At 66.0% G+C, this 14,644-nt stretch carries 13 protein-coding genes and 1 pseudogene; 5 read left to right on the plus strand and 9 right to left on the minus strand.

Annotation, left to right across the window (positions count from 1 at the left end; all coding sequences use genetic code 11):
* Window positions 1-129 precede the first annotated feature (129 nt).
* From ACWPWO_RS00830 to ACWPWO_RS00845, 4 genes are all read right to left on the minus strand, one after another.
* Window positions 130-1,155, minus strand: a complete 1,026-nt coding sequence (locus ACWPWO_RS00830; RefSeq protein ID WP_454003668.1) for a DctP family TRAP transporter solute-binding subunit — start codon at window positions 1,153-1,155, stop codon at window positions 130-132.
* Window positions 1,156-1,176: 21 nt separating this feature from the next.
* Window positions 1,177-2,511, minus strand: coding sequence for a TRAP transporter large permease (locus ACWPWO_RS00835; protein ID WP_454003669.1), 1,335 nt, complete (start codon window positions 2,509-2,511; stop codon window positions 1,177-1,179).
* On the minus strand, window positions 2,508-3,029 hold the full coding sequence (locus ACWPWO_RS00840) for a TRAP transporter small permease (RefSeq protein ID WP_454003671.1): 522 nt from the start codon (window positions 3,027-3,029) through the stop codon (window positions 2,508-2,510). The genes ACWPWO_RS00835 and ACWPWO_RS00840 overlap by 4 nt, the downstream gene beginning before the upstream one ends.
* A 417-nt stretch (window positions 3,030-3,446) precedes the next feature.
* Complete coding sequence (locus ACWPWO_RS00845) at window positions 3,447-4,277, minus strand: SET domain-containing protein (RefSeq protein ID WP_454003673.1); 831 nt, start codon at window positions 4,275-4,277, stop codon at window positions 3,447-3,449.
* Between the two features lie 75 nt (window positions 4,278-4,352).
* Here ACWPWO_RS00845 and ilvB point away from each other — a divergent pair, with 75 nt between their 5' ends.
* The 5 genes and pseudogenes from ilvB to ACWPWO_RS00870 all read left to right on the plus strand — a co-directional run bounded on the left by ilvB (window position 4,353) and on the right by ACWPWO_RS00870 (window position 9,428).
* Window positions 4,353-6,089, plus strand: a complete 1,737-nt coding sequence (ilvB, locus tag ACWPWO_RS00850) for a biosynthetic-type acetolactate synthase large subunit (protein WP_454003675.1) — start codon at window positions 4,353-4,355, stop codon at window positions 6,087-6,089.
* A 111-nt stretch (window positions 6,090-6,200) separates the two neighbouring features.
* Window positions 6,201-7,163 (plus strand): TRAP transporter substrate-binding protein, encoded by a 963-nt coding sequence (locus tag ACWPWO_RS00855; RefSeq protein ID WP_454006219.1) that lies wholly within the window; start codon window positions 6,201-6,203, stop codon window positions 7,161-7,163.
* 5 nt (window positions 7,164-7,168) lie between these two features.
* The gene (locus ACWPWO_RS00860; protein ID WP_454003678.1) at window positions 7,169-7,666 is read left to right on the plus strand and encodes a TRAP transporter small permease; all 498 of its coding nucleotides are present in this window, start codon (window positions 7,169-7,171) and stop codon (window positions 7,664-7,666) included.
* 20 nt (window positions 7,667-7,686) lie between these two features.
* Window positions 7,687-8,965 (plus strand): annotated as a pseudogene (locus tag ACWPWO_RS00865) (TRAP transporter large permease).
* A gap of 28 nt (window positions 8,966-8,993) precedes the next feature.
* Window positions 8,994-9,428, plus strand: a complete 435-nt coding sequence (locus ACWPWO_RS00870) for a CopD family copper resistance protein (protein ID WP_454003680.1) — start codon at window positions 8,994-8,996, stop codon at window positions 9,426-9,428.
* On the opposite strand, the gene ACWPWO_RS00875 is transcribed toward ACWPWO_RS00870, so the two are convergent.
* From ACWPWO_RS00875 to ACWPWO_RS00895, 5 genes are all read right to left on the minus strand, one after another.
* On the minus strand, window positions 9,413-10,549 hold the full coding sequence (locus ACWPWO_RS00875; protein WP_454003682.1) for a YncE family protein: 1,137 nt from the start codon (window positions 10,547-10,549) through the stop codon (window positions 9,413-9,415). The two genes, ACWPWO_RS00870 and ACWPWO_RS00875, sit on opposite strands and share 16 nt — an antisense overlap.
* Before the next feature lie 14 nt (window positions 10,550-10,563).
* A complete protein-coding gene (locus tag ACWPWO_RS00880; RefSeq protein WP_454003684.1) occupies window positions 10,564-12,672 on the minus strand; it encodes a TonB-dependent receptor in 2,109 nt (702 codons plus the stop codon).
* A gap of 25 nt (window positions 12,673-12,697) precedes the next feature.
* Complete coding sequence (locus ACWPWO_RS00885) at window positions 12,698-13,078, minus strand: STN domain-containing protein (RefSeq protein ID WP_454003686.1); 381 nt, start codon at window positions 13,076-13,078, stop codon at window positions 12,698-12,700.
* 79 nt (window positions 13,079-13,157) lie between these two features.
* Window positions 13,158-14,045 carry a FecR family protein gene (locus tag ACWPWO_RS00890; RefSeq protein WP_454003688.1) on the minus strand — a complete coding sequence of 296 codons (888 nt, stop codon included), beginning with the start codon at window positions 14,043-14,045 and terminating at the stop codon, window positions 13,158-13,160.
* Window positions 14,046-14,576 carry an RNA polymerase sigma factor gene (locus tag ACWPWO_RS00895; protein ID WP_394063195.1) on the minus strand — a complete coding sequence of 177 codons (531 nt, stop codon included), beginning with the start codon at window positions 14,574-14,576 and terminating at the stop codon, window positions 14,046-14,048.
* Window positions 14,577-14,644: the final 68 nt, after the last annotated feature.

Below are 14,644 nucleotides of genomic sequence, written 5' to 3' on the forward strand. Positions count from 1 at the left end.
ATGGAAGGATCCATTCTAGGAAGCTCGACGCCCGCGCCCTACGACAGACTGATCACATGGTTATGCCGGGCGCGGGCGTAAACATATAGCCGGGCGCGGGCCTGAGCCGCCGCCCGATCGCCATGGGCATCAGCGCGACTGGGCGATGGCCTCGCGCGCCTTCTTCACCAGGTCCTCGCCTATGTCCGTGGTCCATTTCTCGACCACGGGCGCGGTGGCCTGCGCGAAGGCCTGGTGCTGCTCGGGCGTCAGGCGCGTGATGGTCACGCCGTGGCCTTCGATCTCCTTGAGCAGGCTGGGGTCCTCGGCCGTGATGCCTTTGCGGGCGATCTCGATCTCGCGCTTGCCGGCCTCGATGGCGGCTTCGCGCACGATCTTCTGGTCCTCGGGCGACCAGGACTTCCAGACGTCGCGGTTGACCACGAAGACCAGCGGATCGGAGACGTAGTTCCAGAGCGTCAGGTACTGCTGCTGCACGTCGTAGAGCTTGGCGCCGGCGTAGATGGACAGCGGGTTCTCCTGGCCGTCCACGGCCTTGTTGGCCAGGGCGGGCTGGGCGTCGGCCCAGCTCATCTGGGTGGGGTTGGCGCCCAGCGCGGTGAAGGTGTCGATGTAGAGCGGCGAGCCGACCACGCGCAGCTTCAGGCCCTTCATGTCCTCGGGCTTGGTGACTTCATGCTTGGAATTGCTCAGCTGGCGAAAGCCGTTCTCGCCCCAGGCCAGCGGCACCACCCCCGCCTTCTCGATGTAGCCGAACAGTTCCTTGCCCACCTCGCCCTGGATGAGCGCGTCCGTGGCCTTGGAGTCCGGCTGCAGGAAGGGCAGCGAGAACAGGTTCAACTGCTTGATCTGCGGCGACCAGTTGATGGTGGAGCCCACGGCCATGTCGATCAGGCCCTGGCGGATGGCGGTGAATTCGCGCGTCTGGTCGCCCTGCACCAGCGAGGTGCCGGGATAGATCTTGATGTTGATGCGCCCGTCGGTGCGCTCGCGCACCAGGTCGGACCAGATCACCGCGCCCTGTCCCCAGGGGAAGGTGGTGCCCACCACGATGGACAATTTGTATTCGGACTTGTAGGCCGCCTGCGCGGCGGGCGCGCCGGCCAGCGTGGCGGCCGTGCAGGCCAGGGCGGCCAGGATGTGTCGCAGTTTCATGGGGCGTGTCTCCCTTTTTTATCAGTGGTGATGAAGTCTTCTAGTTGAAGCCCAGGTGGCGCGGCAGCCACAGGGCGATCTCGGGTTGTGCGATGACCAGCAGCATGGTGAGACCCACTGCACCAGCACAAAGGGGAAGGAATCCCGGATCAAGGTTCCCAGCGGCACCTTGCCGATGCCGCTGACCACGAAATACAGCACGCCCACGGGCGGGGTCATCATGCCGATGATCAGGTTGAACACGAACAGGAAGCCGAAGTACAGCGGGTCTATGCCGTAGGCCAGCGCCAGGGGCGCGAACAGAGGCACCAGCATGATGTAGGCGGCGTTCGATTCCAGGAACATGCCCAGCACGATCAGCAGGACGATCATCAGCGCCAGGATGCCGTACTCGCCCAGACCCGAGTTGATGATGGCGGAGGTCAGGGGATCGACGATGCTCAGGGTGGACAGGGCCCAGGCGAAGATGCCGGCCAGCGCCACCACCATCATGATCACGGCCGACAGTTCCGCGGCCTCGCGCAGGATGTCGAACAGGTCGCGCACCTTGATGGTCCGATGGACGGCCATGCCCACGAACAGACCGTAGAACACGGCCACCACCGCGGCCTCGGTGGGCGTGAACAGGCCCATGCGCATGCCGCCCAGGATGATGACCGGGGCGATCAGGCCCCAGGACGCTTCGCGCAGGCTGCGCCAGAACGGCGGGCGCGGCAGTTGGGATTCGGCCGTGCCCAGCTTGTAGCGGCGCGACAGCCACACCGCCGGGATGATCAGGCCTATGCCGGCCAGGATGCCGGGGAACATGCCGGCGGCGAACAGCGCCGGCACGGAGGCCTCGGGCACCAGCACGGAATAGATGATGAAGGCGATCGAGGGCGGGATCAGGATGTCGGTGGCCGCCCCGGCGGCCACGATGCTGGCGGAAAAGGGATTGGGATAGCCGGCGCGCTTCATGGCCCCTATCATCACCGCGCCCACGGCGGCCGCGCAGGCGGGCCCGGAACCGGAGATGCCACCCAGGAACATGGCCACGGCGATGGCCACCAGCGGCAGCATGCCCGGCCCGCGTCCCACCACGGCGATGGCGAAATTGACCAGGCGGCTGGCCACGCCGGAGCGGTCGAAGATGGAGCCCACCAGCACGAACATGGGGATGGCCAGCAGCGGGTACTTGGCCAGCCCGGCGTAGAAGCTCTGGGGCACGGCCATCAGGCCGAACCAGTGCGTGTCCAGGTTGGACATCAGGATGGCGAAGGCCCCGCCCGCGCCCAGGGCCACGCCCACGGGCACGCCCACGATCATCAGGGCGATGAAGATCAGGAACAGTGCGGCGGCGAGTGCGGCGGCGATCATGGCTCGCCCCGCCAGCGGCGCACCCACATGCCCAGCAGGCGCAGGCTCAGGGTGGTGGACAGGATGGGCAGCCACATGGAGTACCACCAGGTGGGCACGCCGATGGAGGGCGAGGTGTCGCCCCACTCCAGTTCGTCCAGCGCCATGCGGCCCGACAAGACGGCCATGCCGATGAAGAACAGCAGCGTCACGCCGATGCCGAACAGGGCCAGGCGGCGCCGGCGGCGCTCGGCTCCGGTGTCGGCCACGATTTCGATGCGGATGTGCAGGTGGCGCACGAAGGCGCTGGCCCCGGCGTTCATGGTCAGCACCACGAGCAGGAAGATGGAGATTTCCTCGGTCCAGGCAAAGGAAGTGTCGGTCAGGTAGCGCACGATGACGTTGGCGAAGGTGATCAGGGCCAGCGCGGCCATGATCAGGACCGAGGCCCAGTCTTCGAGCTGCAGAGGGATGCGGGTGCGGGGCGCCGGCGGGGTGACCAGGTGTTCTTGCTGCGGTTCTTGAAGGCGTGGTTCCATGGAGGATGGATTCGGGATTTGCGACAAAGCTACATGCTAGCGGTCATGGGGCGCGCTGGCATTGGGTGATTTCCCCGGTGGACGCCTCTGCGTGAGGTCCTGAGCACGGCGAAAAAGGTTCTTTCTCGACGTTCGTGGGCGCTGCAATATGAGCAATGTCTTTTTGGACCAAGCAGGGGAAAGACTCGGTTTTCTTGAGGGGGGCCATGCGGGCCGGCTTGGCTGGGTCCTTCGCCCGCGCTGCGCACGGGTGTCCTTGTCAGCGCGTCGGGGCGGGAGGCAAGCGCCTTGCTGTTTGAGCCGCACGCTTGTGGTTCGGTACGAACCACGCGGCGAGTTCAAGGCGCGCCCGGAGCGATTCGCCGGCAAGGGGACCGGTGCGCAGCACCGGCAAGCCATCAGCCCAGACGAGCCCGCCTACTTCCTGAACGGCGTCTTTGCAAAGGCCGGCTTGGCTATCGTCCAGTCGATCTCTGCCCCGCGAACTGGCGATAGCCAAAAAACCCCGCCATGCGACGGGGTTGCGGCCGGGCGGACCCGGCGGGCGCGAAGCGCCCTACTTCTTCTTGTTTTCTTTCTTGTCCTTCTTGTCTTTTTTGGCGGCTTTCTTGTCCTTCTTGCCGTCCTTTTTCTTTTGGATTTCTTGTCCTTCTTGCCTTTCTTCTTATCTTCGCCGGCCGGCGCATCCTCTTCCAGAGGGGCGTTGCGGGCATGCTCCATTTCGGCTTCCAGTTCGGCGGCGGCCTGGCGCAGTTCGTCGGCGGCGGCCTGGCGGCGCTCGTCGGCCGGCTGGGGGGCGATCATGGTGCCCCGGCATTGGGGGGCGCCGCACAGGCAGCGGTAATTCTGTTTCAGCTCTTCGGTGATCTCGTCATCGATGACCAGGGAATAATCGTACAGCAGTTCTTCTCCGGCGGGGATGTCGCGCATGGCCACGATGTAGACGCGCGTGCCGTCGCTGTTCTCGTGGCCTTCGCAGTTGGGCGCGCAGGAGTGGTTGATCCAGCGCGAATCGTTCCCGCCCTGCCCGCCGTCGATGATCTTGCCGCTGCTCAGCGAAAAGAAGAACGTGTGGTACGGATCGTCCGGGTTGACGGGAAACAGCGCATCGGCCTGCTCGGGCGTCAGCCGCTTGCCGGCGTACTGCAGGATGCGGGTGCCGGCGGGGATGTCGCGGTTGGCGAACACACCGTTGCCATGCAGTTGCGAGGGTTTGACGACGTGCCAGGGTTGGCGTGGAGCGACCATGAGGGATGTGCCTGTAAAAAAGGAATAAACTGGAAGGCGATCTCTATCTTACAAAACAAGCAGGGCCACGTAACCATGTCAGTCGAACCGACCGCTCGCAACGGCGCGCAACTCTTGCTCGAAACCTTGATCGCCCAGGGGGTGGATACCATATTCGGCTATCCTGGCGGAGCGGTGATACCGCTGTATGATGCCCTGTACACCGAGCTGCGGATCCGCTACATCCTGGTGCGCCACGAGCAGGCCGCCGTGCACGCGGCCGAAGGCTACGCGCGCAGCACCGGCAAGCCCGGCGTGGTCCTGGTGACTTCCGGTCCCGGCATGGCCAACACCACCTCGGGCCTGCTGGACGCCTTGTGCGATTCTATCCCCGTGCTGTGCATCAGCGGCCAGGTCGCCACCACCGCCATCGGCACCTCCGCCTTCCAGGAGTGCGACGCCGTGGGCATCTCGCGCCCCGTCACCAAGTGGAACGCCCAGGTGCGCCGCGTCGAGGACGTGGCCGCGCTGGCGGCCAAGGCGCTGCGCCTGTGCACGCAGGGCCGCCCCGGCCCGGTGCTGCTGGACTTCCCCAAGGACATCCAGATCGCCGCGGCGCCCGCCCAGGCCGCCGAGCCGGACCAGGCCGAACCCCCGGCCGCGCAGGCCGCTCCCGCACAGGAGGCCGCCATCAAGCGCGCCGCCGCCCTGATTTCCCATGCCCGCCGTCCGGTCTTCTATGGCGGTGGCGGCCTGATCAATTCGGGCGCCGACGCCTGCCACGCCTTCACCAGCCTGGTGCAGGAGACCGGCGCGCCCTGCACGCTGACGCTGATGGGCCTGGGCGCCTATCCGGCCAGGGACGGCCAGTTCCTGGTCATGCTGGGCATGCACGGCACGCTGGAGGCCAACCTGGCCATGCACCATGCGGACCTCATCATCTGCGTGGGCGCGCGTTTCGACGATCGCATCACCGGCCGCCTGTCGGACTTCTGCCCGCACGCCAGCAAGATCCACATCGACATAGACCCCGGTTCCATCGACAAGGTGGTGCGCGCCGACGTGGCCTTGGTGGGCGACTGCTACCCCCTGTTGCGCGCCCTGCGCAAAGAGCTTTCGGCCCATGACCTGCCCGCGGGACGGCTGGATGACTGGTGGCAGCGCATCGGCGTCTGGCGCGCCCAGGAATGCCTGAAGGTCACGCCGCAGACCGACGCCAGCCTGCCGCAACACCTGCTGCAGCGCCTGGATGTGCAGCTGGAGGGGCGCGACGCCATCGTGTCCACCGACGTGGGCCAGCACCAGATGTGGGCCGCGCAGTACATCCACTTCAACCGGCCGCGCCGCTGGCTGACCTCGGGCGGAGCCGGCACCATGGGCTACGGCTTGCCCGCCGCCCTGGGCGCGCAGATCGCTCATCCGGACAAGCTGGTGGTGTGCGTCAGCGGCGACGCTTCCGTGCTGATGAACATCCAGGAACTGGCCACCGCCGTGCAGCACCGCGCCCCGGTCAAGGTCATCCTGTGCAACAACCGTCACATGGGCATGGTGCGCCAGTGGCAGGAACTGATCCACGACGGACGCTACAGCCACAGCTACAACGAGGCGCTGCCGGACTTCGTGGCCCTGGCGCGCTCGTTTGGCTGGCAGGCCGAACGGGTGGCCCAGCCTGACCAGTTGGACGCCGCGCTGGAGCGCTGCCTGGCCCATGACGGGCCGTTCTTCCTGAACGTGGAAGTGCTGGCCCTGGAGAACTGCTTCCCCATGATGCCGGCCGGCTACGGGCACCAGCAGGTGATGCTGTCCGAGGACAACTGGTACGTGGAAGAATAAGCCGGTTCGGGCGCGCACGGGCGTAGAAACCCCAATGTCGCCCTGTAGAGCCTGAGATTTAAATACATCTGATCCATTCAGACAGGAGGGGAAGTCATGCTGTGCAAGCGGATGAAGAACGGCCTTCTGGCCGCGGCCCTGACACTGGGCCTGACCATGGCGGCCACGGCGGGGGCGCAGACCACCCTGAAGCTGGCCTACGCCCTGTCCACCAGCTCCAACTACGGAGCAGGCGCCAAGGCCCTGGCGCAAACCCTGGAAAAAGGCGGCCAGTACAAGATCGAAGCCTTCCCCAACAGCGCCCTGGGCGGCGAGCGCGAGGTCATCGAAGGCCTGCAGCTGGGCACCATAGATCTGGCCATCGTGTCCACGGGCGCCACCCTGAACTTCGTGCCCAAGACCGGCGTGTTCGACATCCCCTTCCTGTTCCGCGACCTGGATCACGCCCGCCATGTGCTGGACGGCAAGATCGGCCAGGACATGCTGGCGGAATTTCCCAAGCGCGGCATCGTGGCGCTGGCCTGGGGCGAGCAGGGCTTCCGGCACCTGACCAACAATGTGCGTCCGGTCAATACGCCGGCCGACGCCAAGGGCCTGAAGATCCGCACCACGGAAAATCCCATCCACATCGCCGCCTTCCGCCAGATGGGCATCCTGGCCACGCCCATGGCCTGGCCGGAGGTGGCCACCGCCCTGCAGCAGGGCACCATCGACGGCCAGGAGAATCCGCTGTCCGTGATCGTGTCGGCCAAGCTGCCGCAATTGCAGAAGTATCTGTCCCTGACGGCGCACGTGTACGGCCCGGCCCTGGTGCTGATGTCGCCGGCCGCCTATGACGGCCTGTCCGACGCGGACAAGCAGCAGTTCAAGGAGGCGGGCCTGGCGGCCGCCCAGGCCATGCGCGCCTACGTGGACGACATCGAGAAATCCGGCGTGGACGCCGTGAAGGCCGAAGGCATGCAGGTCAATACGGTGGACCATGCCGCCTTCGCCAAGGCGGTCGAGCCCGTCTATCCACAGTACTACAAGCAGTTCGGCCAGGAACTGGTCGAGGCCATCCGCCAGACGCAGTAAGCGCCATGAAGGCCATGCTGTCCGTCCTGGACCGGGGGCTGTTCCGCGTCGTGTCGTGGCTGGCGCAGGCCTTGCTGCTGTCGGCCGTGCTGGCGGCCTTCTACCAGGTCATCGCCCGTTTCGTGCTCCAGTCGCCCGCCGACTGGAGCGAGGCCTGGTCGCGTGCCGCCTTGATCTGGACCGTGATGCTGGGCCTGTGCCTGGCCTTGCGCCAGGGCGCCATGCTCAGCGTGGACGTTGCGCGCCTGTGGCTGGGCACCCGCTCGCAGCGCTGGCTGGACGGCGTGGTGCTGCTGATCTGCCTGGCGTTCTTCGGCCTGCTGGCCTGGGTGGGTGGGCAGATGAGCTGGCGGGTGCGTTTCCAGACCATGCCCAGTCTGGAATGGTCCATCTCCTGGGTGTACATCGCCATCCCGATTGGCGCCGTGCTGGCCATGCTGGGCCTGCTGGCGCGCTGGATCGAGAACCCGGCGCCCGCCGTCGTGGACGATACCCAGCTCTAGCCTGAAGCGGAGAAGGCACCGTGCCCCAGATCATGCTCTTGTCCATGCTGCTGTTCTTCGTGCTGACCGTGCCCGTGGCCATCGCGGTGGGACTGGCCAATATGGCCGGGGTGGCCTGGGAAGGCCGCATGACCTTCCTGGTCATCGCCCAGCAGTTGTATGCGGCGCTGGACAAGTATCCCCTGGTGGCGGTGCCCTTCTTCATCCTGGCCGGCGACCTGATGGAGGCGGGCGGCATCTCGGCCGGCATGGTGGAGTGCGCCGGGAGCGTGGTGGGCGGCGTCCAGGGCGGGCTGGCCTGCAGCTGCGTGCTGACCTGCATGATCTTCGCGGCGGTGGCCGGCTCCAGCGAGGCCACGACCTTCGCCGCGGGAGGCATCCTGATCCCGGCCATGGTGCGCCACGGCTATCCGCGCCCTTTCGCCGCGTCCCTGCAGGCCTCGGCCGCGGAGCTGGGCGTCATCATTCCGCCGTCCATCCCCATGATTCTGTTCGCCGTGTCCACCGACACCTCCGTGGGCGAACTGTTCGTGGCCGGCCTGGGGCCGGGGCTGCTGATCGGCGGCGCCCTGATGGTGTACGTGTGGCTGTACGCGCGCCGCCACGGCCTGGGCCTGCAGGATGGCCAGGGCCGCCTGGGCTTCGGGGTCGCCCTGCGCCAGGCCTGGCTGGCCCTGCTGATGCCGGTGATCATCCTGGGCGGCATCTACGGCGGCATCTTCACGCCGACGGAAGCCTCGGCCGTGGCCGTCATGTACGCTTTGGCGGTCGCCCTGTTCGTCTATCGCAGCCTGACCTTGCGCGATCTCTCCAAGGTGTTGCACCGCTCGGTGGTGTCCACCGCCGTCATCATGTTCATCATTGCCAACGCCGGGGTGTTCGGCTTCCTGCTCAACCGCGCCGGCATACCGGCCGCCCTGGGGGCCTGGCTGGGCGAGATTTTCCACAGCCCCTTCACTTTTCTGCTGGGCGTCAACGCCGCCCTGTTCCTCATCGGCATGTTCGTGGAGACCTCCGCCTCCATCGTGGTGCTGGCCCCCCTGCTGCTGCCGGTCGCCCTGCATTTCGGCCTCGATCCGGCGCATTTCGGCGTCAGCATGGTAGGTCAACCTGGCGCTGGGCATGGTCACCCCGCCCTTCGGCGTGAACCTGTTCGCCGCCTGCGCCGTGGCCGGCATCTCGCTGGAAAGACTGGTCAGGCCCCTGGTGCCTTTCGTGCTGGTGGTGGTGGCCTGTTTGATGGTGATCAGCTATGTGCCGGAAGTCAGCCTCTGGGCGCGGGACCTGGTGTATCGTTAGTTCATCATCCGCCCTGCCTGCTTCCTCCATGACTTACCTGGCCCTGCTCCTGGCGCACTTGCTGGCCGCCCTGTTCTTCATCGGCACCGTGTTCTTCGAAGTGCTGATGCTCTCGCCCATCGCCCGCCGCGTGCCCCAGCCGGCCATGCGCGCGGTGGAGCAGGAACTGGGCCGGCGTGCGCGCCGCATCGTCCCCTGGGTCCTGCTGGTCCTGTACGGCGCCGGCCTGGGCCTGGCCTGGCAGCATCGCGCCCTGTTCGAGGCGGGCGGCGGCCCCGCCTGGCTGCTGGGCGCCAAGATCGTCCTGGCGCTCAGCGTGTTCGGCCATTTCGTCACCGTCATGGTCCTGAGCCGGCGCGGCGCCATGACGGGGCGCCGCTCCCGCCTGATTCATCGCAGCGTCTTCGTGCACGTGCTGCTGATCGTGGTGCTGGCCAAGTTCCTGTTTTATTTCCCGTTCTGAGCGACGGCCGTCCAAGGCTCGAGGCAGGCCAGCGCTACGGACTCGCCGCTGCGCTGTTCGCTTTTGCCGGGATTTTTTACAGACCCGTAGACCCGGCTGTGCGCGGCATCCAGCGCCAGGCTGTTGGCCAGCTTGCCGGTCAAGCCGGCGGCAACGGGACGCAGCCCGTCCAGGGTATAGGCTGCCACGCGCCCGTCGCTGCGCTCGGTCACGTACAGCAGGCCCGCTGCCGCGTCGACGGCCAGTGCCAGCGGATGACCCCGCGCGGCCTGTGCAGCCAGTACCTGGCCATTGTCCGGGTCCAGCATCAGGACCTGTTGGCGCGATCCGGACCAGTCGCGCTTGGGCAGCAGGCGCTGCTGCCACGGCGTGATGGACTCCAGGCCTTGATCGGCCACATACAGGCGCCCTTGGTGATAGGCCAGGTTGACCGGCTGGTGCACCCCGGTCAGGGTCCATCGACCCAGTACACGCAGGGTCCGGACGTCCACCACGGCGATCTCGCCCGCCATGGTCGAGACGAACAGGCGCTGGCCAGCTTCATCCAGCGCCAAGCCGGTCGGATACATGCCCAGATTGGGAATGGTTTTCTTCAGAACGAGAGTGTCGCTGTCCAGCACGAACAGAACACTGTCGCCGGCCGACAGGCCGGGCACGAACAACTGGCTGTTGGCCTTGTCCAGGATCAAGCCGCGCAAATCGTGCTCATAGCGCTTGCCGTCCGGACGCGGACGGCTCAGCTGCACGGTGTGCAGCCGCCGATTGCGTGCCGTATCCACCACGCTGATGCGTCCCTGCAGAGAGTGGCCCACGTATAAGCGCCCTTTTTCATCATCCAGGGCCAGCCCGAAGGCCCGATAAGGCAAGAGCAGGCGGGACTGCTCTTGCAGGGTCGCAGCGTCCAGGCGCACCACGCTGCTGGGCGGCGCATCGTCTTTGAAGCCGCCCGCCACTGCCGCATAGACCGCCTGTTGGCTGGGGCTGTAGGCCAGTTCATAGACCCCGGGTCCGACCTGGTTCTGCAAGGGCGGTGTGTCGGGGGCGCACAGGCGCTGGGCTTGCAAAGGGGCGGCCAGCGTGCAGCCGAGGGCCAGCATGGCCAGAGTCCAACGTGAAGGCATGAATGTCGCTCCTTTTAATATTCCAGGGTGTAGGTCAGGGCGTAAGTGCGTCCCTGGCCGCGGAAGTCCAGCACGCCGGGGGCGATAATGCCGCTGTAGATCAGCTTGGCCTGCTGACTCCAGCGCGTCTCGTAGGATTTGTTGAACAGGTTCTGCACGCCCAGGGACAATGTGCCCTTGGCCTGGGCGCTGTGGTCGAAGCGGTAACGTCCCAGCAAATCGACCAGCGTCAGGCTGGGCAGGGATTCCTGCTGCTGGCCGCCGCCTACGCTGGGGATGTCGCTGCGCAGCTTCATGGAATGGGCAAGCTGGGCGCGAACGGCCCAGTTTCCGCTTTGCTTGCCGACATAGGCGGTGACTTTGGAGGGGCTGGAGTAGTAGACGCCGCGCCGCTGCCAGTCGCCGTCCTTCAGCTCTTCGTTGCGGATCAGCAGCAAGCTGGCCCCGGTGCTCCAGCCATCGCCCAGGCGCAGATCCAGTTGGCCTTCCAGGCCGTAGTTGCGCACCTTGGTGTCCATCAGGGAAATGTTCAGCGTTTTGCGGTCCAGGACGATGGATTTGTCCGATTGCGAGTGGAACAAGGCTACCTGGGCGGACAGGGGGCCGTCGTTGTAGCGCCAGCCTATCTCGGCCGAACGGGTCTTGATGGCTGACATGGTGGAGCCTTCCACGCTGAGATGCCGGCCCAGCGTCCAATGGTTGCCGACCAGGGTGTAGCTGGCCCCGGTGCCGTAGTATTTGGCCGGGTCGGCCAGCTCGAAGCCTTCGGAGTAATTGGCCCACAGTTGCTGAGCGGGCGTCAGCTTGTACAGCAGGCCGGCATTGAACAAGGTCGTGCCGTAGCTGTTGCGTCCGCCTGGAATGGGGTCGGCGGCCTGGCCGTCGCCGCCCGCCATCAGACGCTGCTCGACGGCTTGGACAGAGTCGTCCACCCGCACGCGTACGTGCTGGCGGCGTACGCCTGCGCTCAGGCTCAGCCTGTCGTTCAGGCGCGCATCGGCCTGCGCGAAGGCTCCCAGGATATGGTTGCGGAAACCGGGATAGCGCTTCAGGGTGCTGGTCTTGTCAAATACCAGGCCGCCGCTGTTCATGGCCTTGGCGATGTCGAACATGGTCTGGTCGGCCTTGAAGGTTTCATGGTCGTAGTCCAGGCCGTAGTTCAGACTGATGCGCTCCCAGTCTTTGTTCAGCATGGCCTTCAGGCCGAAAGTGCGCGTGTCCTGGGTGGACACGCTCCAGTTGTAGATGCGGGCGCCTGGCGCCAGCGGATTGGCGTCCGAATCGGGATAGGGATAGAAACGCATGGACTCGTTGCGCACGTAGGCCTTCAGGTACAAGTCCTGTCCGCCCAGAATGCCGCCCTTGACGTAGTCGGCGGCCAGGATCTGGCGTTCGGTGTGCGGCTTGTAGTCGGAGTCGAAGCCGCTGCGTATGTCCAGTTCGGACGGGGTCAGGATGCTGCCGTCGGTGCCGGGTCGCAGCCACAGGGCTTTGCCGGGCTGGAATCCGGAGTCGTAGTACTGGGCCAGCAGCCGCAGCTCGCCGGCGTCTTGAAGATCTACGTTCAGCGCGCCCATCAGATCCACCGAGCGGTTCCACTGCAGATCGGTCTGGGTGATGTCGGGCAGCACCCGGTCGCCGCGGCTGTCGTAGGCGCCGCCGTTGCGGCTCAAGGACAGGGCCAGCCGTGCCTGGACGGTATCGGTGCCGCCCTGCACCGATTGGGACAAGGTGGCGTTCAGGTCGTCGCCGGCGCGCAGGCCGCTGCGTACCCCGACCTCCGAAACAAAACTGGCCGCTCCGGGCTCTGCTCGCTTGGTGATGATGTTGATGATTCCGCCGGTCGCGTTGCCGCCGTGGATGGCGGTTGCGCCGGACAAGACCTCGATACGCTCGATATTGAAGGGGTCGATGGAGTCGAACTGGCGGCTGAGCTGGCGCGAGCCGTTCAGGGAGATGCCGTCTATCATGACTTGCGTGGGACGGCCGCGCAGGTATTGGCCGGCATTGGTGCGCGATTGCCCGCCCATGTCCAGGCCAGGAATCAACTGACCCAGCATTTCCTTCAGCGGCACGCCGCCCCGGGTCTGCTCGGCGATCTGCTCCGAATCAATGACCCACACGGTATTGGCGGCTTCTTCCCTCGTTTTAGGGCGTGCGCGAGGCCACGACCGTCACCGCAGCCAGGGTATCGCCCTGTCGGATGGTTTTTGTCTCGCCGAGCGGGACGTCTGCCGTTTGCAGTGTGTAGGAATCGGGGCCCGCCGGCTTCAAGGTCAGCCCTGATCCCTGCAGTACTGCTTGCAAGGCCTGGCGGGCCGTGTACTGGCCTTGCAGGGCGGGCGCCTGGCGGTTCTCGACCAGGTCCTGGGTGAAGAACACTTGCACCCCGGCCTGGCTGGCGATACGGGTCAAGGCCGTGCCCAGGGGCTGGGCGGCCTGGCTGAAAGTCAGGGACTGGGCATGAAGTGCCGCGCTCACGCAGGCAAGGGCCAGCGGAGCCAGGCGAACGATGAACGGCAAGGGCATGAGCGGAAATCCTTGGAAAGAGGTCTGAACAGGCTTAGCCGTTTCAACCGGAAGTCATCCCTACCATCGTTGCAAAACGTTACTTCTTGGCGGGCAGCAAGAGCAGGCCTCCGTCGTCCTGTTTCTGGACGGACACCGGCCATACATGCGGCAGCAGAGCAGGCAGCTGCGCCAATGAGGCCAGTTGAAAGACGGCGCTGACGCGCTGTCGGGCCAGCGCCGGGTCGCCCAGGCGCAGGGGCTGGGGCAAGTAGGGCTGCAATTGCGCCAGCGCTTGCGACAGGGGCAGGTCATTGATGATCAACTGGCCGCGCTGCCAGGCCAACAGCCTGTCGGCCTGAACCGTTTCGCGGCTGGCCTGGCCCGTATCGCTTAGGATCAGACGTTCGTTTGCGTCCAGTTCCTGGTCCTGGATGCCGGGATGCGCCTGGTGGCGCACGTGCACCCGGCCTTCTTCGACGGTCACTGCCACGGCAGAGGCGGCCTGCTCCACGGCAAAGCGAGTTCCCAGGACTCGCACCTGGACGCGGCCGGCTTGAACGTGGAAAGGGCGCCAGGCGGAATGGCTGACGTCGAAGTAGGCGCGCCCTTGCTCCAGGGTCAGGTCGCGGCTGCGCAACCGCCAGGCGGCCGACAGGCGGGTGTCGCGGTCCAGCGTCGCCGATGTGCCGTCGCGCAGCGTTACCTGGGCCTGGGCGTTCAGAGGACTGCTCAGGCGCTCGTGGCGCCAGGCCGGGTTCCAATCCCGCGGGCTCGCGCTTAAGGCTGCCAGGGCCAGCAGGCCCCCGCCGGCCCGCCGGCGTTCGCGCTGGCGCTTGCGCTCGGCGGCATCGCGGGCCAGGCGCTCCAGGTCGGGCAAGGGGAAGCGGACGCGCAGTTCGGCCTGGTGACGGCTCAGCAGCTTGTCCATGCCCTGCCCGTCGGGCTCTGGGGGCAGGCAGGCTTGTTCGGCAGGCGTCGGGTTCATTCAGCAGCGCTCCATCCGGCGGCGGCAGTGCGCCAGGCCCGTCCGTATATGTTTTTCCACGGTCTTGATGGAAATGGCTTGCAGGCGGGCCACGTCGGCCTGATGCATGCCGTGGATTTTGTGCAGGATGAAGACCTCGCGGCAGCGGGGCGGCAAGGTGTCGATGGCATGCATCAATCGCTCCAGCTGCTGGCGTGCGCAGGTCCGTTGTTCAGGATTGGCGGTTGGGCAGGCCAGCTCGTCCATGGCCCTGAATTGGGCGTCATGGCGTGCGCGCGCCTGATCGCTGCGATAGCGGTCGATCGCAAGGTGATTCAGGATGCGGCGCAGCAAGCGCAGGGGCGAACGCACAAGGGCGGGCTCGGGGCGCTCCAGCAAGCGCACGCAGGCGTCATGCAGCACGTCCTGTACAAAGGCATGGGCTCCAAAGCGTCGGCGCAACTGGCCGAGCAGATCGTCATAATGCTCGCATAAGGCGTCGACCAGTAGGCTGCGCCGGTTGTTGGAGGATGAGCTGGAGTCTGTCGGCATGCAGAATCGGACGCCTGCTAGGCTGAAAATGGAGTTATAAAAGGTAAGGCAAATAAAAACGATTCTTA

It is taken from the genome of Alcaligenes sp. Marseille-Q7550, assembly GCF_965112015.1.